Annotated in this window: 22 protein-coding genes and 1 riboswitch; of the genes, 10 read left to right on the top strand and 12 right to left on the bottom strand. The window is 71.2% G+C overall.

The genetic code is table 11. The annotated features are described in order from the left end of the window. The first annotated feature begins 487 nt into the window (after positions 1-487). The gene (locus ACQ3HE_RS15150) at positions 488-1,858 is read left to right on the top strand and encodes a cryptochrome/photolyase family protein (protein ID WP_430893308.1); all 1,371 of its coding nucleotides are present in this window, start codon (positions 488-490) and stop codon (positions 1,856-1,858) included. 160 nt (positions 1,859-2,018) lie between these two features. On the opposite strand, the gene ACQ3HE_RS15155 is transcribed toward ACQ3HE_RS15150, so the two are convergent. After that, complete coding sequence (locus tag ACQ3HE_RS15155; RefSeq protein ID WP_430893309.1) at positions 2,019-2,675, bottom strand: LuxR C-terminal-related transcriptional regulator; 657 nt, start codon at positions 2,673-2,675, stop codon at positions 2,019-2,021. Next, the gene (locus ACQ3HE_RS15160) at positions 2,668-3,933 is read right to left on the bottom strand and encodes a sensor histidine kinase (RefSeq protein ID WP_430893310.1); all 1,266 of its coding nucleotides are present in this window, start codon (positions 3,931-3,933) and stop codon (positions 2,668-2,670) included. The genes ACQ3HE_RS15155 and ACQ3HE_RS15160 overlap by 8 nt, the downstream gene beginning before the upstream one ends. A gap of 176 nt (positions 3,934-4,109) precedes the next feature. Here ACQ3HE_RS15160 and ACQ3HE_RS15165 point away from each other — a divergent pair, with 176 nt between their 5' ends. From ACQ3HE_RS15165 to ACQ3HE_RS15175, 3 genes are all read left to right on the top strand, one after another. After that, a complete protein-coding gene (locus tag ACQ3HE_RS15165) occupies positions 4,110-5,195 on the top strand; it encodes an ABC transporter permease (RefSeq protein WP_430893311.1) in 1,086 nt (361 codons plus the stop codon). 61 nt (positions 5,196-5,256) lie between these two features. After that, complete coding sequence (locus tag ACQ3HE_RS15170) at positions 5,257-5,961, top strand: ABC transporter ATP-binding protein (protein WP_430893312.1); 705 nt, start codon at positions 5,257-5,259, stop codon at positions 5,959-5,961. A gap of 51 nt (positions 5,962-6,012) precedes the next feature. Further along, complete coding sequence (locus ACQ3HE_RS15175) at positions 6,013-6,414, top strand: hypothetical protein (RefSeq protein ID WP_430893313.1); 402 nt, start codon at positions 6,013-6,015, stop codon at positions 6,412-6,414. 111 nt (positions 6,415-6,525) lie between these two features. Here ACQ3HE_RS15175 and ppnP read toward each other — a convergent pair whose 3' ends face one another. Next, entirely contained in the window at positions 6,526-6,822 is a 297-nt protein-coding gene (ppnP, locus tag ACQ3HE_RS15180; RefSeq protein WP_430893314.1) for a pyrimidine/purine nucleoside phosphorylase, read from the bottom strand. 47 nt (positions 6,823-6,869) lie between these two features. After that, the gene (locus ACQ3HE_RS15185) at positions 6,870-7,004 is read right to left on the bottom strand and encodes a hypothetical protein (RefSeq protein WP_430893315.1); all 135 of its coding nucleotides are present in this window, start codon (positions 7,002-7,004) and stop codon (positions 6,870-6,872) included. Positions 7,005-7,051: 47 nt separating this feature from the next. On the opposite strand from ACQ3HE_RS15185, the gene ACQ3HE_RS15190 reads away from it, so the two are divergent. Continuing rightward, positions 7,052-7,357, top strand: a complete 306-nt coding sequence (locus ACQ3HE_RS15190; protein WP_430893316.1) for a hypothetical protein — start codon at positions 7,052-7,054, stop codon at positions 7,355-7,357. A 215-nt stretch (positions 7,358-7,572) separates the two neighbouring features. Here the strand turns inward: ACQ3HE_RS15190 and ACQ3HE_RS15195 are convergent, their stop codons facing one another. From ACQ3HE_RS15195 to thiM, 3 genes are all read right to left on the bottom strand, one after another. After that, positions 7,573-9,141 carry a bifunctional hydroxymethylpyrimidine kinase/phosphomethylpyrimidine kinase gene (locus ACQ3HE_RS15195; protein ID WP_430893317.1) on the bottom strand — a complete coding sequence of 523 codons (1,569 nt, stop codon included), beginning with the start codon at positions 9,139-9,141 and terminating at the stop codon, positions 7,573-7,575. Then, positions 9,138-9,848 (bottom strand): thiamine phosphate synthase, encoded by a 711-nt coding sequence (gene thiE, locus ACQ3HE_RS15200; protein ID WP_430893318.1) that lies wholly within the window; start codon positions 9,846-9,848, stop codon positions 9,138-9,140. Before thiE ends, ACQ3HE_RS15195 begins: the two co-directional genes overlap by 4 nt. After that, positions 9,845-10,696: a hydroxyethylthiazole kinase gene (gene thiM, locus ACQ3HE_RS15205; RefSeq protein ID WP_430893319.1), complete on the bottom strand. Its 852-nt coding sequence runs from the start codon at positions 10,694-10,696 to the stop codon at positions 9,845-9,847. Before thiM ends, thiE begins: the two co-directional genes overlap by 4 nt. After that, a riboswitch (TPP riboswitch) is annotated at positions 10,688-10,788 on the bottom strand. (Overlaps the previous gene by 9 nt.) A 60-nt stretch (positions 10,789-10,848) precedes the next feature. On the opposite strand from thiM, the gene ACQ3HE_RS15210 reads away from it, so the two are divergent. Further along, positions 10,849-11,358, top strand: a complete 510-nt coding sequence (locus ACQ3HE_RS15210) for a DUF1622 domain-containing protein (RefSeq protein WP_430893320.1) — start codon at positions 10,849-10,851, stop codon at positions 11,356-11,358. A 10-nt stretch (positions 11,359-11,368) separates the two neighbouring features. Here ACQ3HE_RS15210 and ACQ3HE_RS15215 read toward each other — a convergent pair whose 3' ends face one another. From ACQ3HE_RS15215 to ACQ3HE_RS15225, 3 genes are all read right to left on the bottom strand, one after another. Continuing rightward, positions 11,369-12,052, bottom strand: a complete 684-nt coding sequence (locus ACQ3HE_RS15215) for an HAD family hydrolase (RefSeq protein ID WP_430893321.1) — start codon at positions 12,050-12,052, stop codon at positions 11,369-11,371. A gap of 80 nt (positions 12,053-12,132) precedes the next feature. After that, on the bottom strand, positions 12,133-13,410 hold the full coding sequence (locus tag ACQ3HE_RS15220) for a CDP-alcohol phosphatidyltransferase family protein (RefSeq protein WP_430893322.1): 1,278 nt from the start codon (positions 13,408-13,410) through the stop codon (positions 12,133-12,135). A 104-nt stretch (positions 13,411-13,514) separates the two neighbouring features. After that, positions 13,515-15,758 carry a carboxypeptidase regulatory-like domain-containing protein gene (locus ACQ3HE_RS15225; protein ID WP_430893323.1) on the bottom strand — a complete coding sequence of 748 codons (2,244 nt, stop codon included), beginning with the start codon at positions 15,756-15,758 and terminating at the stop codon, positions 13,515-13,517. Between the two features lie 261 nt (positions 15,759-16,019). On the opposite strand from ACQ3HE_RS15225, the gene ACQ3HE_RS15230 reads away from it, so the two are divergent. The 3 genes from ACQ3HE_RS15230 (at position 16,020) to ACQ3HE_RS15240 (ending at position 18,194) form a co-directional block, all read left to right on the top strand. Beyond that, the gene (locus tag ACQ3HE_RS15230; protein ID WP_430893324.1) at positions 16,020-16,469 is read left to right on the top strand and encodes a stage II sporulation protein M; all 450 of its coding nucleotides are present in this window, start codon (positions 16,020-16,022) and stop codon (positions 16,467-16,469) included. A gap of 115 nt (positions 16,470-16,584) precedes the next feature. Further along, positions 16,585-17,559, top strand: coding sequence for a DMT family transporter (locus ACQ3HE_RS15235; protein WP_430893325.1), 975 nt, complete (start codon positions 16,585-16,587; stop codon positions 17,557-17,559). Beyond that, a complete protein-coding gene (locus ACQ3HE_RS15240) occupies positions 17,556-18,194 on the top strand; it encodes a GntR family transcriptional regulator (RefSeq protein WP_430893326.1) in 639 nt (212 codons plus the stop codon). Before ACQ3HE_RS15235 ends, ACQ3HE_RS15240 begins: the two co-directional genes overlap by 4 nt. Before the next feature lie 227 nt (positions 18,195-18,421). Here the strand turns inward: ACQ3HE_RS15240 and ACQ3HE_RS15245 are convergent, their stop codons facing one another. Next, positions 18,422-19,969, bottom strand: a complete 1,548-nt coding sequence (locus tag ACQ3HE_RS15245; RefSeq protein WP_430893327.1) for a sensor histidine kinase — start codon at positions 19,967-19,969, stop codon at positions 18,422-18,424. An 80-nt stretch (positions 19,970-20,049) separates the two neighbouring features. Further along, a complete protein-coding gene (locus tag ACQ3HE_RS15250) occupies positions 20,050-20,841 on the bottom strand; it encodes a response regulator transcription factor (RefSeq protein ID WP_064295688.1) in 792 nt (263 codons plus the stop codon). A gap of 111 nt (positions 20,842-20,952) precedes the next feature. On the opposite strand from ACQ3HE_RS15250, the gene ACQ3HE_RS15255 reads away from it, so the two are divergent. Further along, positions 20,953-21,717 (top strand): GNAT family N-acetyltransferase, encoded by a 765-nt coding sequence (locus ACQ3HE_RS15255; RefSeq protein WP_430893328.1) that lies wholly within the window; start codon positions 20,953-20,955, stop codon positions 21,715-21,717. The last annotated feature ends 190 nt before the right edge of the window (positions 21,718-21,907 follow it).

A 21,907-nucleotide genomic window follows, 5' to 3' on the forward strand; every position in this document is an offset into this window, starting at 1 on the left:
GGGAGGTGGCACAGTGACCGGAAGATGGCACAGTGACCGAAAGAGGAGACACCGGAGCACGCGGGCACCCATCCACGGTCCCTGAGCCTGTCGAAGGGCGGGGCTTCCCCGTGGGCACTTCGACAAGCTCAGTGACCGAGGATGGCACAGTGACCGGGAGGTGGCACAGTGACCGGAAGATGGCACAGTGACCGAAAGAGGAGACACCGGAGCACGCGGGCACCCATCCACGGTCCCTGAGCCTGTCGAAGGGCGGGGCTTCCCCGCGGGCACTTCGACAAGCTCAGTGACCGGAGAAGGAGACAGCGGAGCACGAGGGCACCCGTCCAGACCGGGAGAACCCGCCCACGGTCCCTGAGCCTGTCGAAGGGCGGCGCCTCCCCGCGGGCACTTCGACGGGCTCAGTGACCGGAAGAGTTCAATGACCGGAACGGGCGGGTCCGGTCAACCCTGCGGAGCGAACAGATCGTCCGCGTAGGCTGACGGGATGGCTGCTGCCCCGACGATCGTATGGTTCCGCGACGACCTCCGCCTGGCCGACAACCCCGCGCTGCACGCCGCGGTCGAGCTCGACGCGCCGATCCTCTGCCTGTTCGTCCTCGACGACAGCGAAGCGCTGCGATCGCTCGGCGGCGCGTCCCGCTGGTGGTTGCACCACAGCCTCGAGGCGCTCGGCGACGACATCCGCGGTCTCGGCGGCACGCTCCTCCTCCGATCCGGGAGCGCCGCGACCATCGTGCCCGAACTCGCCCACTCGGTCGGTGCCGGCGCCGTCCTGTGGAACCGTCGCTACGGCGCGGCCGAGCGGGAGATCGACGCCGGGATCAAGTCGGAGCTGAAGGAGGCCGGGCTCGACGCTCGCAGCTTCGCCGCGAACCTCCTCGCTGAGCCGTGGGAGATCGTCACCGGACAGGGGCAGCCGTATTCGGTGTTCACCCCGTTCTGGAAGGCCTCGCTGCAGCGGCACGCGGCGAACCCGCCGAGACACCCCCTCCCCGCGCCGACCGCACTGACCGCCATGGCCGAACCGCCCTCGGGCGACGAGCTCGGCTCCTGGAACCTGCTCCCGACGAAGCCGGACTGGGCGGCCGGACTCCGGGAGCAGTGGACGCCCGGTGAGGCCGGTGCCGACGCGCGGCTCGCCGAGTTCCTCGACGACGGCGTCACGGGCTACGCGGAGGACCGAGACTTCCCAGCCCAGCCGTCGACCTCCGGGCTCTCCCCGCACCTCCGGTTCGGCGAGATCAGCTCGCCGCAGATCTGGCACGCCGCCCGCGACGGCCGCCGGCACCTCGGCGACGACGGCGCCACCTTCCTCAAAGAACTCGGCTGGCGCGACTTCGCCTACCATTGCCTCTTCGCCTTCCCCGACCTCGCGACGCGCAACTGGCGTCAGGCCTTCGACCGGTTCCCCTGGCCGGACGTCGACCAGGACGCCTTCGACGCCTGGACCGCCGGGAGGACCGGAATCCCGCTCGTCGACGCCGGCATGCGGGAGCTCTGGGCGACGGGCACCATGCACAACCGGATCCGAATGGTGACGGCATCGTTCCTCACCAAGAACCTGCTCATCCACTGGAAGCTCGGCGAGGACTGGTTCTGGGACACGCTCGTCGACGCCGACCCGGCGTCCAACCCCTTCAACTGGCAGTGGGTGGCCGGCAGCGGCTTCGATGCCTCGCCCTACTTCCGGATCTTCAACCCGGAACGGCAGCGCGAACGCTTCGACGCCGACGACGCGTACATCAAGCGGTGGGTGCCCGAGTTCGGCACGCCCGACTACCCCGAGCCGATCGTCGACCTCGGCGAGACGAGACAGGCTGCGCTCGCGGCGTACGAGCAGGTCAAGGGGGCGTAGCTCCGGGCCGTCGTTCTTCGACCCTTCGACAGGCTCAGTGACCGGGACTCGGCTCAGGGACCGCGTGGATCGGACCGTGAGTCAGTCGACCCTTCGACAAGCTCAGGGACCGGGGTGGACGCTCAGGGACCGGGGTGGCGCTCAGGGACCGGGGTGGTGCTCAGCGGGTGCGGAAGAGACCGGCACGCTGGGCCGCGGCGATCGCGGCAGAGCGGTTCGACACGTCGAGCTTCGTGTAGATGTGGGCGAGATGCGACTTCACGGTCGTCTCCCCGACGTGCAGTCGCCCGGCGATCTCCAGGTTGGTGAGCCCCTCGGCCGCCCGCGCGAGCACCTCGATCTCGCGCGCGCTCAGCGCCTGTTGCGGTGCGCTCACCCGAGCGACCAGCCGGGTCGCCACGGCCGGCCCGAGCACCGAATTCCCGCCGGCCGCCGAGCGGATGCCGTCGATCAGGTCCTCCGGGGCGGCGTCCTTCAACAGATACCCCGCGGCTCCGGCTTCGATCGCGCCGAGGATGTCGGCGTCGGAGTCGTAGTTCGTCAGCACGAGGACCGACGGACCGCCCGGCGGCGACGAGATCTCCCTCGTCGCATCGATCCCCGTCGGACCGTCGCCGAAGCTCAGGTCCATGAGAACGAGGTCGGCGCCGGGTGCGGCGGCGACGGCCTCGGCTGCGGTCGACGCGGTCCCGACCACCTCAATGTCGGCGATCGGCGCGAGCACCGCGAGGAGTCCGGCTCGGACGATCGGGTGGTCGTCCGCCACCACGACCCGGATGACCGGCGGCTCCCCGGCGACCGTCGCCTCGTCATGCATGGACGTCCCCCTCCGCTCCTGGTGCTGCGAACCGCACGGTGATGGTCGTGCCGGCGCCCGGCGCGCTGCGCACCTCGACCTCGCCACCCAGTTCGGTGATGCGACGGCGCATGGACATCATGCCGAACGAACCGCCCGCAGTGCGCTCGGCGACGCTCGCCGCATCGAACCCCACCCCGTCGTCGTCGATGTCGAGGATGACCTCCTCGTCGAGGTAGGTGAGGGTGACGTCCGCCCGGCTCGCCCCGGCATGCCGGACGACGTTCGCGAGACTGCTCTGCGCGGCCCTGAGGAGCGCGGTCGTCAACGGCGTGCCGAGGACGAACGCATCGCCGGTGACCGTCGTGGAGACCGGCGTGCCGCTTTCGGCGGTCGTCGTCTCGGCGAGCCGACCGAGCGCGTCCGCGATCGTCGCCCCGACCAACGCCGGCGGGCTCAGCTCGTCGACGAGGCTGCGCGTCTCGGCGAGGGCCGTCGCCGCGGCGTCCCGCGCCAGACCGATGTGCGAACGCAGCTGCTCGGTGCCGGGCTGCTCGACGGCAGAGCGCTCGGCCGCGTGCAGGAGCAGTTGGATGCTCGACAGGGCCTGGGCGACCGTGTCGTGGAGGTCGGCGGCGAGGCGCTCGCGCTCCGCCAGCTTGCCCGCCTGCCGACCGCGCTCGGCGAGTTCCTCGCGTGCTGCGACGAGCTCGGCGATGAGTCGCTCCCGCTCGGCCGCCTCCCGGGCCAGCGCCTCGTAGCCGAGTCCGATCGCGACGGCCACGGCCGCACCGACGAGCGGGCCGACGACTCCCCCGACGCTGAAGCCGGCGTGCAGACCGATCGCCACGACCGCGGCGATGGTGGCGGTCACGACGGCGGGCACCGCGACGGCCCTGGGGAGGAGGTGCAGATAGAGGAAGAACAACGGGAAGACCAGGTAGGCGGCATCCGGGCTGAGGAGCACGAGGACCACCCACTCGACGCTGAGCAGCACCAGCCAGACGAGGACGGACACCCGGCCTCGACGCACGCCGACAGGATCAGCGTCGCGATCGGTGGTGCCGCTGACGGCCACCGCACGGCGGACCCAACCGCCGAGGATCGCGCCAGCGGCGTAGGTGAGCAGCATGACGACCGCGAGGACGATCGCCGCGAGGCCCGCTTGGCCACCGACCGAGACGGATCGCGCGATCACGAGCACGATGAGTGCGGTGACGAGGCCGTGGAGGCCGAGCTGCAGGCCGGTGAACACGGGGCTGAGTGCCGAGTGCTTCATCCGCCCAGCGTACGGCGGGGATCGTCCTCGCGAATCATCAGAAAGGTGGAACGTCGCCTCCACCTGACCGCGCCGGAGGACCGTCCCGTCCGACGATGCCCGGCGTCGGCGACGCGGCGAGGCTGGAATCCTGCCGCACCACGGAGACGCCGTCGGGCGGCGGACAAGGAGTCCCCATGTTCGTCGCCTGGCGCGACATGCGCTTCGCCACCGGTCGCTTCGTGCTGATCGGGGCGGTCGTCGCCCTCATCACCCTGCTCGTCGGATTCCTCAGCGGCCTCACCGCAGGGCTGGCGAACCAGAACATCTCGGCGATCACCGGGCTGGGTGCGTCGAGCATCGTCCTCGCGGCCCCGTCCGACGGCGAGCAGGCGACGTTCGCGGACTCCGCGATCGACGCGGACGCGGCCACCACGTGGGCTGCGGTCCCCGGGGTGGACGGTGTCCAGGAGCTCGGCATCAGCCAGACGCGGATGACCACGGACGATGCGCGCACCTCCGTGGCGCTGTTCGGGATCAGCGGTGACGCCGTCGCGGGTCGCGCTGCCGAGGTGCCGGCCGACGGGACCGCCCGCCTGAGTCGGGCCGCCGCGATGGCCCTCCACGTCTCCCGAGGCGACACCGTCTCGATCGGTGGCAGCGAACTCGAGGTCGGATCGGTCGTCGACGACCAGTGGTACAGCCACACGCCGGTCGTCTGGACGAGCCTGTCGGAGTGGCGGTCGCTACAGGCCGCGCAAGGGTCCCCCGGCGACGGGGTGACCGCGCTCGCCATCACCGGGAACCCGAGCGCCGATGCGGTGGCGGGAGCGGAGCAGGCCACCGGCACGGTGTCGAAGGACGTCCTGTCGTCCCTGCTCGCGATCGGCTCGTTCCGCTCCGAGATCGGATCGCTCCTCCTCATGGTCGCCATGCTGTTCGGGATCTCCGCGCTCGTCATCGGAGCCTTCTTCACGGTGTGGACAATGCAGCGCGCGGGCGACGTGGCGATCCTCAAAGCGCTGGGCGCGACGACCCGTCGGCTGTCGCTCGATGCGCTCGGCCAGGCGCTCGTCCTCCTCGTCCTCGGCGTCGGACTCGGCATCGGTATCACCGCCGCACTCGGTTCCGCGGCTGGCACGGCGCTGCCGTTCGTCCTCAGCCCACTGACGACGCTCGTGCCCGGGGTGATCATGATCGCCCTCGGCCTGATCGGCGCGGCGTTCGCCCTACGGTCGATCCTCTCGGCCGACCCGCTGACCGCGCTCGGCGGCAACCGGTGACCGCGCACGCCCTCCCCGCATCCTTCCTCGCACCCACCCTCGTCACCATCGGAGTCACCGCATGATCTCGCTCACCGACGTCACCCTCACCTTCCCCGACGGCGACCACCGCGTCACCGCCGTCGACCACGCGACCCTCACCGTCCCGGCCGGGACCGTCACTGCGCTCACCGGGCCCTCGGGCTCCGGGAAGTCGAGTGTGCTCGCCGTCGCGGCCGGTCTCATCCGGCCCGACAGCGGCCTCGTGGAGGTGGCCGGGGTCGACGTCACCTCCCTCGACCGCCGTACGGCCACCGACTTCCGCCGCACGAGGCTCGGCATCGTGTTCCAGCAGGCCAACCTGCTGCCGTCGCTCACGGCCCTCGAGCAGCTGTGCGTCCTCGGGACGCTCGGTGGCCGCGCGTCGCGGGCCGACCGGACGCGCATCCGCGAGCGGGCCGCGATGCTGCTCGCCGCCGTCGGGCTCGCCGACCAGGCGGGCAAGCGGCCGCATCAGCTCTCCGGCGGTCAGCGGCAGCGGGTGAACATCGCGCGCGCCCTCATGAACGAGCCCGACGCCCTCGTCGTGGATGAGCCGACCAGTGCGCTCGACCACGAGCGCGGGTCCGCGATCATCGAGCTCATCCTCGAACTCACGGCGACCTCGGGCGCCGCGACGCTGCTGGTCACCCACGATCGGAGCCACCTCGACCGCATGGACCAGGTGCTCGTCATGGAGGACGGTCGGCTCAGCGCCGCCGCCGACGCGCTGGCCCTGCGGTCCTGAGGTCCACCGTCGCCCGGCGGTAGGGTGAGGTCACGTCGAGAGAGGACCGCCATGCGCCGTGCGACCCGTGGGCTGACCGTGATCGCGATCGTCGGCGCCGTGCTCGGCACGAGTGCCTGCACCAGTGGCGCGGACTCGCCCTCCGGTCAGAGCTCCGCGAGCGAGGCCGGCGTGATCGCACCCGTCATCGTGCAGCTCGTCGATCAGGACGGCCGCACCGTGACCGTCGGCCTCGACAACGTGGTGGACCTCGTCGCCGTCGATCCGACCGTGTGGTCCGCGGAGGTCGAGGATCCGTCGATCGCGGAGTACGTGCCGGGTGGATCCCGCGGCGGCGCGTCGTTCAACCCCGGTCTGCAGCCGCTCGAGGTCGGGAGCACGACGGTGACGCTGACGAACAGCTCCGACGATTCGACCGTCGTCCTCACGCTCGAGGTCGTCGACCGGTCCTGAGCCGGGGACGCTCCAACCGGTCCCTGAGCCTGTCGAAGGGCGCTCTCCAACCGGTCCCTGAGCCCGCCGAAGGGCGCACCCACCCCGGTCCCTGAGCCTGTCGAAGGGCGCTCAGATGTTGAGGTAGCGGCAGAGGTACGCCGTGGTGACCTCGACCTCGACCTGGAAGCTGCTGCTCCCCGGAACACTGAACTGCGCGTCGGGCCCGAAGTCCTGCCACGCACTCGTGTTCGGCAGCAGCACGCGGAGCTTGCCGGAGATCACGGACATCTCCTCGGCCTTGCCCGTGGTGAAGGTGTACTCCCCCGGCTCCATCACTCCGACGCTGGCCGACTCCGCACCGGGCTCGTTCGTGGTGAAGCCGATCGACTTCACGTTGCCGTCGAAGTACTCATTGCACGTCAGCATCAGGGGCCTCTCGTCGTGGTCCGGGACCGCGGCGGCGGATCCGGCCTTCATCGTATCGGCTCGGCGAAGAAGGCCTCCTCGTGCGCGGCCGAGGCCAGGAACGCCCGTCGCATCGTCTCCCGGCCGGCCTCGTCCGCACGAGCTGCGTCCGCGGCGAGGATCTCGAAACCAACCAGCGACACGGAGCCCGGGGGAACTAGAGTTTCACATACGAGACGGGAGAACACGAATGCCGAAACCCATCACACTTCTCGACGACCGTGATCGAGAGCTCGCAACGCACCTTCGGGCCGTTCTCATAGTCAGCGACGGCATGACTGAGAGCTGGGATCTGGAAGTCCTCGCTGACGGTCCCGACGTGATACTGGCTGCGGATTCATACTCGTTCCATCCTCCGTCCGAGAAGGGTCAGCTCCAAGCCTTGCTTTCCCACGTACTGTCTTCCGTGGGCCTGCAGACGAGTCCCTCATGGGTGGCGGACGCCTCGGTCAGTCCGACGGACTTCACGCTATCCGTTTCGAAGCTCGAGAAGTGAAGTACTCGACATCAACCGGCACGGAGCTTTCCGCGGTTGCGGGGGCCCCGTACTCACGACTGAAATGATCTGTTCCAGCGGCTCACCACGGACAGCATCACCTGGAAGTGGTAACAGGGGCTGGGGGGGGGCTGTCCCTCGGAAATGACAGCCTGCTGCCCCCGAGTAGAGACGCGAAGTCGGCTGGTCCGGGACCGCGGCGGCGGATCCGGCCTTCATCGTATCGGCTCGGCGAAGAACGCCTCCTCGTGCGCGGCCGAGGCCAGGAACGCCCGTCGCATCGTCTCCCGGCCGGCCTCGTCCGCACGAGCTGCCGCCCCGGCGACGATCTCGATCGCCCGGGCGTTCGCCGTCGCGAATGCGGGGTCGGCGTACGTGTCGAGCCACGCCGCGAACGGATGCTCCGCGTGCGATGCGCCGACGAGCCGCTCGCCGAGATCCTGATAGATCCAGTAGCAGGGCAACACGGCGGCGACCACCCGACCGTAGTCGCCGTCGACGGTCGCCGCGTGCAGGTGGTCGAGGTAGGCCGTGGTCGTCGCCGACGGCTCCACATCCATACCGCCGACGGCATACGTGCTGAGCCAGGTGCGATGCAGCTCCATCTCGGCCTCGATGGAGCCCGCCGCGCCGGTCGCCCAGAACACCTGTTCCTCGGCCGTCGGCGCCAGTGCACTCGCTCGCGCAAGGACCCGCGAATAGGCCCGCAGGTAGATCGCGTCCTGCTGCAGGTACCAGGCGAACCGGGCTGGATCGAGGGTGCCGTCCGCGAGCGTCGTCACGAACGGCAGGTGGTCGATCCGGTCCCGCAGCTCGGCGATGTCCTCCCACCAGCCCGTGAGGATGTCGGCACCGTCCTGGCGGCCCGAGGTCATCCCGGCCGACGCCCAGAGCTCGGCGAAGTGGCTGATCGGGCCGTTGCCCGAGCCGACCGCGAGCGCGTCCGCGTGCCGGAGGCTCGACGTGAGCCAGGACTTCGCCTCGCCCAGTGCCTCGGTCCACGTCCCCGACCGGGCGACGAGGGTGGCCATCGCGCTCGACAGGGAGCATCCGGTTCCGTGAGTGTTCCCTGTGTCGACTCGAAGACCGTCGAACTCGACGAGTGATCGGTCGTCGCCCAGACCACCGGCGACGTCGACGAGCGCATCCGGACACGCGCTCATCCCCGTCAGGTGCCCGCCCTTCACGAGCACGATCACGCCCGCCCGCGCCGAGACCCGTTCCGCCTGGGCGAGTGCGTCGGCCCAGCTCGTCGCCACCGGTTCGTCAGCCAACACGCCGAGCTCCGGCAGGTTCGGGGTCACGAGGTCGACGTGCGGCAGGAGCGCGCGCATGGCCGCCTCAGCGTCGCGGTGGAGGAGGCGGTCGCCGCTTGTCGCCACCATCACCGGGTCGAGGACGACGGGTCCGGTCACCGTCTCCTGCAGCCAGGTCGACACGGTGTCGATGATCGCGACGTCGCCCAGCATCCCGATCTTGACCGCGTCGATCACCACGTCGTCCGCGACCGCGTCCAACTGCTCGCGGAGGAACCCGACGGGCGGGGTGTGCACGGATCGGACGCCCCGGGTGTTCTGCGCGACGAGCGCGGTGACGACCGCCATGCCGTATCCGCCGTTCGCGGCGATGCTCTTGAGGTCGGCCTGGATCCCGGCACCACCGGTCGGGTCGGTCCCAGCGATGCTCAGCACCCGGGGTGTGTCGCGGATCGTGACGGGTCGTCGACCGTGCACCCGGTTCACGCTCGCCGACGTCGGCGTCCTCGTCTGTTCCACGGCGCTCATGCCGAGACCTCGGTCCAGGCCGTGCGGAACGCCCGGGAGGCGGCCGCCGGATCGTCGGCGGCGCAGATGGCGGAGACGACGGCGAGACCAGCAGCGCCCGAGGCGTAGAGCTCGGCCGTGTCCGCCAGCGAGACACCGCCGATCGCGACGCACGGGAGCGTGGTCGCGGCGGCGATCGCGGCGAACCCCTCCACGCCGAGCGGTGCCGGGTGGTCCGGCTTGGTCGTCGTCGGGCGGATGACGCCGACGCCCAGGTAGTCGACGGTCCCGGGAGGCAGCGCTGCGACCGCGTCGAGGTGCGCCGGGGTGTTCGCCGTCAGTCCCACGACGGCGGCCTGCCCCACGATACGACGCACGGCGTCGACCGGGAGATCGCTCTGACCCACGTGGAGGCCGTGGACGACGGCACCGGCGGAACGGGCGGCGAGGAAGACATCGACCCGGTCGTCGACGAGGAGCAGCGCCCGTCCGGCGACGACCTCCGCAGCACGAAGGGTCAGGTCGAACAGCTCTCGCGCCGACGCGGCCTTCTCCCGCAGCTGGACCGCGGTCACCCCGCCGTCGACGGCTCGGCGCACGACGTCGAGGACACCGCGATCCCCGCTGGCCGAAGCATCCGTGACGAGGTAGGTGGCGATGCCGCGGCGCACGAGCTCGGCGTGCGAGCGGGCCGCGAGGACCCGGTCCGCGGTGGTCGAGGCGCTCACGCGATCACCGCCAGGCTGCGGACGGTGTCGGCATCGAGGAGGTGGAGGTGGTCGAGGAAGGCGGGAGCGAAAGAGCCGGGGCCGCGGCTCTCCGCAGCCGCCAGCTGCGCGGCGACCGTGTACGCGGTGGTCGCCGCGACCGTCGTCAGCAGCCGGTCGTCGTCGAGTGAGGCGAAGGCGGCGAGCACCGCGCCGAGGGCACAGCCACCGCCCGTCACGAGGGTGAGCCAGGCATGCCCGTTCGAGCAGCGGACGATGCGCTCACCGTCGGTGATGACGTCCGTCGGGCCGGAGATCGCGACGACGGCACCCGAGGTGCGGGCGATCGCGGTGGCCGCCTCGATCGCACTGTCGACAGAGTCGGTGCTGTCGACCCCGCGACCGCCGGCGCCCAGTCCGGCGAGCGCGATGATCTCGCTGGCGTTGCCGCGCACGATTGTCGGCCGGAGGGCGAGGAGTTCGGCGGCGAGCGCCGTCCGCACCGGCAGGAAGCCGACGGCGACGGGGTCGAGCACCCACGGGGTGCCGGCGTCGTTCGCGGCGGTGGCGGCCTCGACCATGGCCTCGCGCTGCTCAGCCTGCGGCGTCCCGAGGTTGAGGAGCACGCCGGAGGCGATGCGGGCGAACGGCCCGGCCTCGGTCGGGATGTCGGTCATCGCCGGGGCGGCGCCGACGGCGAGCAGGACGTTCGCGGTGAAGTTCGTCACCACGGCGTTCGTGATCGATTGGACGAGCGGCGTGCGCTCGCGCAGGCGGTCGAGGAGGTCCCCGGACGCGCTCGCGAACTCGTCGACGGACGGCTCGTCGGTGGACGGGTGGGCAGACTGCTGCGGTGTGCGAATGCTCATTCGCGACATCCCTTCGCTCGGACTAACGAGATCAGGTTCGACGGGTGTGTTCTCAGCCGATCGTCGTGGGATCGGCACCCCGTGTCACTCGCGACCACCCTAGCGGGTCGGCCCGGCTTCCGGTCCAGCGGGCGGGCGAGGATGATGGAGGGATGGACTTCTTCGAGCTGGTCACCATCGTCTTCGAGGTCGCCGGTGTCGGGGCGATGGTCGTGGGCTTCGTGATCGCCGTGACCCTCTCGGCCCGCCTGTGGTGGAGCACGCGCGACGGCGCACGGGCTTTCCGGATGCTGCGGGAGACGATCGGCTCGGTCATCCTGCTCGGGCTGGAGATCCTCGTGGCCGCCGACCTCGTGAAGACGGTCACGTCGACGCCCTCGCTGACCGACGCACTCGTCCTCGCGATCATCGTCGTCATCCGCACCCTGCTGAGCTTCTCCCTGCAGATCGAGATCGAGGGCACCCTCCCCTGGAAGCGCCTGGCGACGACCGGCCCACAGCTGTTCGACCGTGCCGTCAAGCGCGGTGGCGAACGCACGCGGCGTCGCGCCGAGGAGCAGGACGTGTCGACGTCAGCCGATCCGGAAGCGGCGCCGACGGTCGCGGCGCAGGCCGTCCCTGACGATGAGGACGGCTTCCCCGAGCTCCGCAGTCGCAGCTAGTGCGGCGCGGCTAGCGCGCCGCGGAGGTCGCCCAGGTGTCGCGGATGAGGTCGGGCAGCAAGCGCATGTCGTCGAAGACGTGGGTGCCGTCGCCGATGAGGCGCTCGGCGGGCGTCATGCCGCCGGCGTAGGCGTAGACCGTCATGCCGGCCGCGCGGGCAGCGAGGACGCCGACGACGCTGTCCTCGATGACCGCGCACCGCTCGGGGGCCGTGTCGAAGTCGGCGGCGGCATGAAGGAAGAGGTCGGGTGCGGGCTTGCCGACGGCGACGTCGGTCGCGCTGAAGATGCGCCCATCGAAGCGGTCGTGGATGCCCACCTGCCCGAGGTTGCGGACGACGTCGTGCAGCATCCCGTTCGAGGCGACGCACAGCGGCACCCCGGTCGCAGCGATGCCGTCGAGGGCGTCGACGACCCCGTCGACCGCCTCGAGCTCGCGTTCGCAGATGCCGCGGAACATGTCGCTCCAGCGCTGGATCCAGTCGGCCTCGAGCGGCTTCCCGAGGCGCTGCTCGACGAGCATCGCGTAGGTCTCGAGCGAGGCGCCGACGAAGAGCTCCCGCACCTCGGCCTCGGTGTAGTCGCCGCCGACCTCGTTGAGCAGCTGGAGGTTCACCCGGACGGAGATGCGTTCCGTGTCGACGAGCGTGCCGTCGCAGTCGAAGATGACGAGGTCCGGATAGTCGACTGGCATGCTCCGAGCCTAAACGACACCGCCTGCGCTGACGCCGTGCGCCATCCGGTGGTGGGCTCCGACGACGGCCGGCGCGGCGGTCAGCGGGCCGCGCGGACGCCCTGTCGCTGCCAGGTGACGACCATGCGTCGCGCATACTGGGTCGCCGCGACGAAGTGCCCGAGGAGTCCGAGGAGGATCGCCACGAAGCCGACCCCGCCGAAGACCCGGTAGGGCGCCGACGCCGGATCCCCGCCGCCGAGCGCGAGGCCGGTGAGCAGCGCGAAGAAGCCGACGAAGAGGAACACCGTCCGGATCTTGCCGGCGATACTCACCGGCACCTCGGGCGTCCCTCGGAACGCGACGACGGCAACGAACGCGAGCAGGAGGTCGGGGACGATCATGACCACGAACACCTGCAATGGGATGATCTGCGCGATGGCGAACGACGCGGCGACCACGACCACGGTCAGCCGGTCTGCGACCCCGTCGAGCCAGGTGCCGAGCGCGGAGACCGTGCCCATGCGGCGCGCGATCTGCCCGTCGGCGACGTCGCTCAGGAACACCACCGCACCGACGACGAGCGCAGCCCAGTAGGAGCCGGTGATCACGAGGGCGGCGAAGACCGGGAGCAGGACGATGCGTCCTGCCGTGATCGCGTTCGGCAGGTTCTTCCAGTCGTCGTCGGAGAACAGCTGCGTGCGGAGGCGCGCGAGCGGCGTCTTCTCGTGCAGGGTCACCGGGATCATCGCCTCGTCGCCGGGGATCGCGGCACCACGGCGGAATCGGGCGATCGCGACCACCGTGACCACCACGACGAGCGCGAACAGCAGCACCCAGCCGGTGGCACCGAGGTACTGGCGAACCGTGTCGAGTGTGGCGCGGACGAGGGAGCCGACCCCGACGTAGACGGCGGACCAGAGGAGGGAGCCCAGCAGCGATGCCGCGAGGAACGACCGGTAGGGCACGCGGGCGACCCCGGCGGCGGTCGGTGTCAGGCACCGGAGCACGGGGACGAGCCTCGTGAGGAAGACGGCCTGGGCCCCGCGTCGCTCGAGCGCCTCGACCGCGCGGTCCCAGCCGTCGACGCCGAGACGCCGGACGATGGCCGAGTCACGGAGGCGACCACCGGAACGACGACCGACGAGGTAGCCGAGCTGGTCCCCGAGCGACCCGCCGAGGGCGACCGCGAGGAACAGCACGAGGGCACCGGGGGCGGAGTCGAGCATGGCCGCGAGGAGGAGCACCACCGGTTCACCGGGGACGACGAGGCCGAGCAACAGGCCGGACTCGGCGGTCGAGAACAGGAGCCCGAGGAGCCAGATCAGCGGATCGGGCAGCGCCGTCGCGGCGTCGTTCACCCACCCGATGATGTCCACGGATCCCCGTTCAGCAGTGCGATCCGCACTCCTGGGTGGGGCGCGGCTCGCCCAAGTCTACGGACGAGCCGCGCCCTCCCATCCCCGAGGGGTCGTTCAAACGGTCATTCGCCGGACAGCTCGTCCCGATTCGCGCGTCGACGACGCAGGACGGCCGCGGTGACGACACCTGCGGCACCGAGCACGAAGAGCGCTCCGGCAGCGACGATCCACGGCATCGCGTCCGCACCGGTCGACGGCAGACGACCCGAGTTGCTCGGAACCGCGGGGTCGCTCGGGTCCGCCGACGGCACGGGGACGACGGCGTCGGGAACGAGGACGAAGGCCGGTACCGAGACCACGGAACCGTCTGCGGCGACGACCGCGGTGGCCGTCGTGGCACCCTCGGCGGTGTAGCCCGCCGGGACCGCCACTGACACGTCGTAGGAGCCGGGCGCGAGGCCGTCGAGGTCGTAGGTGCCGTCGGCGTCCGTCGTGACGTCGACCGGGCCGGCCAGAGTCTCGACGGTCACGGTCACGTCCGCGATCGGAGCACCGGCGTCCGTCTCGACCGTTCCGGTGAGCCCACCGAGGACGGCGTCGGCGACGAGCACGAAGGTGGGCACCGTCTGGACCGCACCGTCCGTGCCGACGACGACGGTGGCGGTCGTGGCGCCACCCGCGGGCACCGAATACCCGGCCGGGACGGTCAGCGTGACCTCGTAGCTGCCCGGCGCCAGGTCGGCGAGCCCGTAGGAGCCCTCGGCCGTCGTGATCAGGGCGACCGGGCCGCCCGGCGTCGTCACCGTGACCGTCGCTGCGGGCACCGGGGCGTCAGTGTTCGTCCTGACGTCGCCGATGACGGTCCCGAGGCGGGCGAGTTCGAAGTCGACCGCGTCGAGATCGGTGCCGGCGAGCTCCTCCTCCCGGGTGGCCGCTCCGGAGACGACGTATCCCTCCGGGGCGACGATCGAGACCTCGTAGGAGCCAGCGGGCAGGAGTGGGAAGCGGTAGGAACCGTCGGCGGCCGTGACGGTGCTCTCGACCCCGTTCGGACCGTCGACGCTCACGGTGACGCCGGCCACACCGACGCCGCCGGACGTGATCACCCCACCGAGACTGGGGTTCGCGACGAGCACGAAGTCCTGCTCGGTGATGGGTGTCTCGCTCCCGGCCGGCACGGTGAACGATGCCGGTGCGGTCTGCACCGCGTAGCCCGCGGGCGGCGTGATGACGACCGTGTGGTCGCCGACCGGCACGGTGTCGAAGAGGTAGTTCCCGTCGGTGTCGGTGGTGACGCTGCCCGCGCCGTCGATCGTGACCGTGGCTCCGACGATCGGCACACCGTCCGTGTCGAGCGCGGTGCCGGACACCGCGACGGGCACGATGTCCCGGACGGTGAAGTCCGCGACGGCATCGCCGGTCGTGAGGTCGGCACCGACTCGTGAGGCGGTCACCGCGATCTTCCCGGTCGGCGGGACGAGCTGCACGGTGTAGCCGTCGGTCGCGAAGTAGCCGGCGAACGTGTAGGCGCCGCCTCCGGCGGTCGTGGTCGACGCCACCACCCGACCGTCGCGGTCGATGAGGCGGACGCCGACGCCGTCCAGCGGGCCCGTGGTCTGGTCGGTCACCGTGCCGGTCACGTCACGTGCGAGCGACGCGAACCAGGCCTGGTACACGGGAGAACCCAGGCGCTGCTGGAAGGAGAAGGTGAGGCTGGAGATCGGGGCGGAGGGCTCGAACCACCCCGCTGCACCGACGGTGTCCTGGGCGGCGTCGTTGCCGCGCAGCACCTGCGTCGCCGGGTCCCAGGTGGGTACGTCCGTCGCGGAACCGGTGCAGGACGGCTTGCCGACCAGACCGGGAGCGCAGTAGTTGAAGCCACCGTTGAACCCGAGCTCGTCGGGGGTGAGCGCCGTGCCGTCGGGGCCGATCGCCGTAACGGTGACCTGGTCGGCGTCGATGTCGCCGAGGACGAACGTCCAACCGGACGGAGGCGTGGGTGTCGCGAAGGAGTAGGTGGTTGTCGAGGGCGACGCCGCGTTGTTCGCCTTGGGCTTGAGGTTCAGGTACGGCCGATCACGGCTGCTCCCGTACTTGGCGCCGACCGGGGTCGACGCCGCCAGCCAGGTCGTTGCACCGGAGACGACACCCACGCCGCCGAGCGAGTCGCTCGTGAGCGCGGCGGTCAGGGCCGGCTGCCCGGCCAGGGTCATCGTGCCCTGGTACGACCCCGATGCACCGGAGAGCTCGGACCACGTCGCCCAGCTCGAGGTGGTCGCGGCGGAGGCCGCCGGGACGGCTGCGGTGAGGGCGAGCGCGGAGGCTCCGAGCAGGGCGAGCACAGCGGCTCCGATGCGGCGGGTCATGGGCGTCAGGATAAACACACATCGGTCGCCCGCGGAAGCCCGGTGTCCCTTTTCCGAGGCTCAGCCGAAACGGTGGTATCGACGGCGGCGGCACCGCAGACCCATGGACCGGACGCGCAGGATCATCCCGCGGGAGGACGGGGGATCGGGCGCGCGGGCGACGCGCCCCGGCGGCGATCCGAGGAGGCTGGAACCATCAACCGATCAGCTCCGCACCTCGCGGAGGAAGCTCCGCCACCGCGGAGGAAGGAACCCCACCTCATGTCCGCCTCAGCCACCACCGAGTCCACCACGATCTCGCCCGCCGAGGACGTGACCCTGGCAGACGCCCCGACCGAAGCGTTCGGCCCCGAGCCCCTCACCCAGGCCACGCGCGCGCAGGAGGTCGCCCCGACACAGCCGACGACCCCCGTGCCCCTCGCACCCGTATCTGCCCCGACGGCCGCCGACCGCGAGAGCTCGACCCAGACGCTGTCGATCATCGCGTTCGCCCTGTCGATCGCCGCGGTCGTCGCGCCGTCGTTCGTGCTCCTGCCGATCGCCTCGCTCGTGCTCGGCATCATCGCGCTCGCCCGCAAGCCGAAGTCGAAGGGCTTCGCCCTCGCCGCCGTCATCATCTCCGGCACCATGCTGGCGCTCGCCCTGATCGTCGCCGCCGGTGCAGCCCTGCTGCTCGGGGTGTCGGTGATCAGCAGCGGCTACGCCGGCTGACTCGGTCTCCCACCCGACGCCCGTCCGCTCCTCGAGCGGACGGGCGTCGTGGCGTGTCCCCCGGACATCTCGGCCAGCCGTTGATTGTTACACAATCCTGCGGCAAGCTGTCCCCATGACTCGTTCGCCGACGGAGACCCCGTCGACCGCCGACAACACCGCCGCCGGGCGCCTGCCCGTCGCCGCCGCGATCCTCGCCGCCGTGTGCTTCGGGACGACCGGGACCGCTCACGCGCTCCTGCCGATCGAGGTGGGCTCGGTCGCGTTCGGCGCCGCTCGCATCGTCTTCGGTGGAGCGCTCCTCGGCCTCGTGTGGGCGGCCTTCGCCCGTCGCTCGGGGTCAACGCGGCCGCCACGGACCCGCGCGGCGGAACTCGGGAGGGCCGCCTTGGTCGTCGCCGTCGTCCTCGGCACGATCGGCGTCACCGCGTACCAGCCGTTCTTCTTCCTTGGCGTGGAACGCAACGGTGTCGCGATCGGGACCCTCACGGCGCTCGGCTCCGCACCCGCGATCACCGGCCTCCTCGAATGGGCGATCCACCGCCGACGCCCGAGCTACCGCTGGTTCCTGGCCACGATCGTCGCCGCAGCCGGTGTCGCCGTCCTGTCCGGGGTGACGGGCGGCGGGACCGGGACCGTCTCGGTGGACGGGCTGCTCGCGTCCGTCGGCGCCGGAGCGTCTTACGCCCTGTACACGCTCTGCAGCAAGGCACTCATCGAGCACGGGTGGACGCCGCTCGGCACCATGGCGGCGCTTTTCGGCGGAGCGGCGCTCGTCTCGGTGCCGATCCTCCTCACCACCGAGACCGCCTGGATCCTCACCGCACCCGGCGCCCTCGCGGTCGCGTGGCTCGCGCTCGTGAACACGGTGGCGGGGTACCTGCTGTTCGGCTACGCACTCGGCGGGCTGCCCGCGTCCCGGGTCGCGACGCTCACGCTCTTCGAACCGCTGACGGCGACGCTCCTCGGCATCCTGCTCCTCGGCGAGTCCTTCGGGCCGTCGACCGTCCTCGGCGGCGCGCTGCTCGTGATCGGACTCGCGATCCTCGTCGTGCCGACGCGCACCGACCGTCGCGAGGTCGCCCGATGACCGCGGTCGACGCCGTCGCGGACGCGCTGCGGGACGACATCCTCGACGGACGGCTCGGCGCGGACGAGCCGTTGCGGGAGACCGCCCTCACCGCCCGGTTCGGCGTCAACCGGCACACCGTCCGAGCGGCGCTCCAGGCGCTCGCGGCGGAGCGCCTGGTCACGTTCGAGGCCTACCGCGGTGCCCGGGTGCGGTCGTTCAGCGATGCCGACGTGCTCGCCCTCATGGAGTATCGGACAGCGATCGAGGCCGAGGCGGTCCGGCTGCTGCGAACACGTCCGGACCCGTCGTCGCGCCCACCGGCCTCGATCATGGCGGCGAACGACAGCCTCCGACGCATCTGCATCGAACGACCCTGCGATCACCGTGCCATCGAGGTCGCGCACGCCGAGCTGCACCACGCGATCGTCGCCGCGGCCCGGAGCCCCCGACTGAGCGAGGCGCACGCTGGACTGCTCGCCGAGCTCGGCCTGTTCATGGTGCAGCTCCGGAGCGTCCTCCCACCCGAGGAACTCATCGACCAGCACGATCGCCTCGTCCACGCGCTCAGCGGCGACCAGGGCGAGGCGGAGCTCCGAGCGCACCTCGCGCACTCGGCGGAGCAGCTCATCGCGCTCCGCCGGTCGGCCCCCTGAGCTCGGCCCCTGAGCCTGACGAAGGGCACCTCGACAGGTCCCTGGGTCGCCCCGTCGGCTCCGGTCCCTGAGCCACCCCGTCCGGTCCCTGAGCCTGTCGAAGGGCACCTCGACAAGCTCGGTGACCGGGTGGCGCTCGGTGACCGGGTGGCGCTCGGTGACCGGGCGGCACGCGGTGACCCGGTGCGGCTCGGTCACCGGGTGCGGCTCGACGACAGGACGGGCCGTCAGCCTCGCGACGAGGTGACCGCCTCCGGTCGCGTCCCGGTGGCGTCGGCCGCCGGCCGGACCGCGGGGTGCTCCTCGGACGGGCCCGACCACGGCAGCGTCACGGTGAACGTGGTGCCGGCGGACGACGAGGCGACCTCGATCGAGCCTTCGTGGCCCTCGGCGATGGACAGCGCGATCGCCAGCCCGAGACCCGTGCTGCCGGCGGCACGCGAGCGCGACGAGTCGGCCCGGGCGAAGCGGTCGAAGAGCTCGGGAAGGAAGGCCTCGTCGATGCCGGGTCCGTCGTCGGCGATCGTCAGCGCGGCGCGCTGCGGCTCGCCGGGACTCTTCGGTGCGCTGATGCGGGTGACCACGGAGGTGCCGGCAGGGGTGTGCACGGCGGCGTTCGACAGCAGGTTCACGACGAGCTGGTGGAGGCGCTCGCGGTCGCCGCGCACGATGATCGCGCGCTCCGGCACGTCGACCGACCAGTGGTGCGCCGGTGCCGAGACGGCCGCGTCGCTCACGGCGGCGGCGACGAGGTCGCTCAGGTCGACGTCGTCGAGGTGCAGGTCCTGGCCCTCGTCGAGACGCGCCAACAGGAGCAACTCACTGACGAGCGAACTCATCCGGGTCGCCTCCGACTCGATGCGGGCGAGCGCGTGCTCCGTCATGGGCGGGAGGTTCTCGCTGTCCTGACGGGTGAGCTCGGCGTAGCCCTGGATCGCGGCGAGCGGCGTCCGGAGTTCGTGGCTCGCATCGGTGACGAACCGACGCATGCGCTTGTCGGTCGCGGCACGGACGGCGAGTGCGCGGTCGACGTGGTCGATGAGGCCGTTGAGCGCCTCGCCGACCTTGCCGATCTCCGTCCGGGGATCGGTGTCGGCCTGATCGACCCGCACGTCGATCCCGGTGTCGCCACGCTCGAGTTGCAGCGTGGACACCTCCTCGGCGGCGGCGGCCACGCGCGACAACGGTCGGAGCCCGAGGCGAACGACGATGATCGCCCCGACGATGGTGACCGCGAGCGCGAGCACGGCGAGGATCGCGATGACGATCGCCTCCTGCTGGACGGCTGCCCGCGGGGTGGCGAGCGAGACGCCGGCCACGAGGGTCTCGCCGTCGCCGTGGTCGAGGAACTCGAGTCGGTATCCGCCGAGCGACCCCAGCTCGATGTTCTGTCGCTCGGAGCTGTCGGCCGCGACGGCCTCCTCGATGAGCGCCTTCGTCCGCACGTCGAGCGCTGTCGCGTTGGACTGGGTGAAGCGCGCGGAGTCGACGACCCCACCGTCCGCGACGAGCGCGATGAGCGTGCCGGGACCATGGCCGACGTAGTCCACGAACGGCTTGACGTAGCCGGGCTCGCCGCGCGTGGCATCGGGGTCGACCACGGCTCCCCCACCGGCCTGCTGATCGTGGAACTTCACCACGGAGTGCTCGAAGGCCTCCATCGATCCGGTGAGCTGGGTGTCGACGACGGCGGTGACCGACCCTTCGACCGTGACGATCGTCAGGATGCCCGACACCGCGAGGACCGCTGCGATGACCGCAGCGATGCCCGTCACCAGCCGTCGCTGGAGCGTCCACGGGTGCCGCCGGTTCACCCGAGGCGTCGGCACGCCCGCAGTCGGAACCGATGCGGTGCTCATTCGACCGGCCGCAGCACGTATCCGACACCGCGGACGGTGTGGATCATCGGCGCACGGTCGGCGTCGATCTTCTTGCGGAGGTAGGAGACGTAGAGGTCGACGATGCTGGCCTTGCCGGCGAAGTCGTAGTTCCACACGCGGTCGAGGATCTGGGCACGACTCAGCACGCGCTTCGGATTGCGCATGAAGTAGCGCAGCAGTTCGAACTCGGTCGTGGTGAGCGCCACCGGCTCGCCGTCGCGACTGACCTCGTAGCTGCGCTCGTCGAGGAAGAGCCCGCCGATCGTGATGCGGGAGTCGTCGTCGGACACGACGTGCGCGGTGCGGCGGAGGAGACCGCGGAGACGGGCCACGAGCTCCTCCAGCGAGAACGGCTTCGTCATGTAGTCGTCGCCGCCGGCGGTGAGTCCCATGATGCGGTCGTCCACCGAGTCGCGAGCGGTGAGGAACAGGGTCGGGGTGCCCGATTCCGGCTCCCCCTGCGAGAAGCTGCGGAGCTGGCGCAGGACGCTCAGCCCGTCCATGTCGGGCAGCATGATGTCGAGGACCACGACGTCCGGACGTTCCGTGCGGTAGCGCTGGACGGCCTCGCGACCGTTGGTGGCGACGTCCACGACCCACCCCTCGTAGCCGAGGGCCAGGCTCACGAGGTCGGTCAGGACCGCTTCGTCGTCGACGAGGAGGACGCGGATGGGTGAACCGTCGGCCCGGTACATCCGCGGTAGCTTGGCGAGGACCGCCCGGCGGCGCCCCGAGTCGACGATCTGCGTTGGCAGGTCGGAGGGCATGGGTCGATTATCCGTCGTCGAGCTGCGAGGCGCGGGGAGCGACGGGCGATTCATAGAGGCCTCATATCTTTTCAGGCCGAGCCCATGGGTGCGGTGCCTACCGTGGAGGGCATGACCCGAGCAGAGCCCCTGGGCACGTCGTTCGCCCCCCGCCGTCGTCGGACGGCCGGAGCGACGGCCGAGCCTGCGGACCGGATCCGGAGCGGCCTCGCCGCCGCCGTCCGTGCTCTGCGTCCCCTGTTCCCGGCAGGTGTCTCACGTCCTCGATTCCTCCGCGGGCCGCGGATCGAGGCTCCCGTCGACGCGCACCCGATCAGCACCGACCGTCTCGTCCTGCGTCGCCACCGGTTGGAGGACGCCGAGGCCTGGTACCGCATCCAGTCCACACCGGCGGTCGTCGAGCACCTGCCGTGGCCGGTCCGCGACCGCGAGGCGTCCCGTGAGCACCTGCGGCACCGCGTCGGGCACCACCGCCTCTGGCAGTCGGGCGACTTCCTCGCCTTGGCCGTCGAGCACGACGGGCAGCTCGTCGGAGACGTCTCCCTGCACCTCCGCGACGTCCAGCCCGCTGAGCGCTCGGTCGAGATCGGATGGGTCCTCGACCCCGCCGTCGGTGGACGCGGTCTCGCGAGCGAGGCTTCGGAGGCGATGATCGACCTGGCCTTCCGCGAGCTCGGGGCGAAGACCGTCACAGCCGTCATCGAGCCGGAGAACACCAGGTCCATCGCCCTCGCCGAGCGGCTCGGCTTCCTGCGGGCGACCGCGCCGCGCCGGTCGTCGAGCATCACCTTCGCGATCACGCCCTCACTCCTCGCCGCACGTCGTGCAGAACGCGTCGAAGCCACGCACACGGGGTCCACCGTCACGCGCCCCTGATCGCCGGCGTCCCGATCGCCGAACCTGCCGGGGCTGAGTCTCCCCCACTCCAGCCTCGGCAGGTTCAGCCGTCGGGACGCCGGCGACGTGCGTCCCTCGTGTCACACGTTCACAACTCAGGTGCCCCCGGCGCGTCGTCTCCGGCTGCCGCCCGACGGCGCCGACTTGCCTGCGGCCTCCTGAGTTGTGC

It is taken from the genome of Plantibacter auratus (assembly GCF_050587365.1).
Classification (GTDB): Bacteria; Actinomycetota; Actinomycetes; order Actinomycetales; family Microbacteriaceae; genus Plantibacter; species Plantibacter auratus.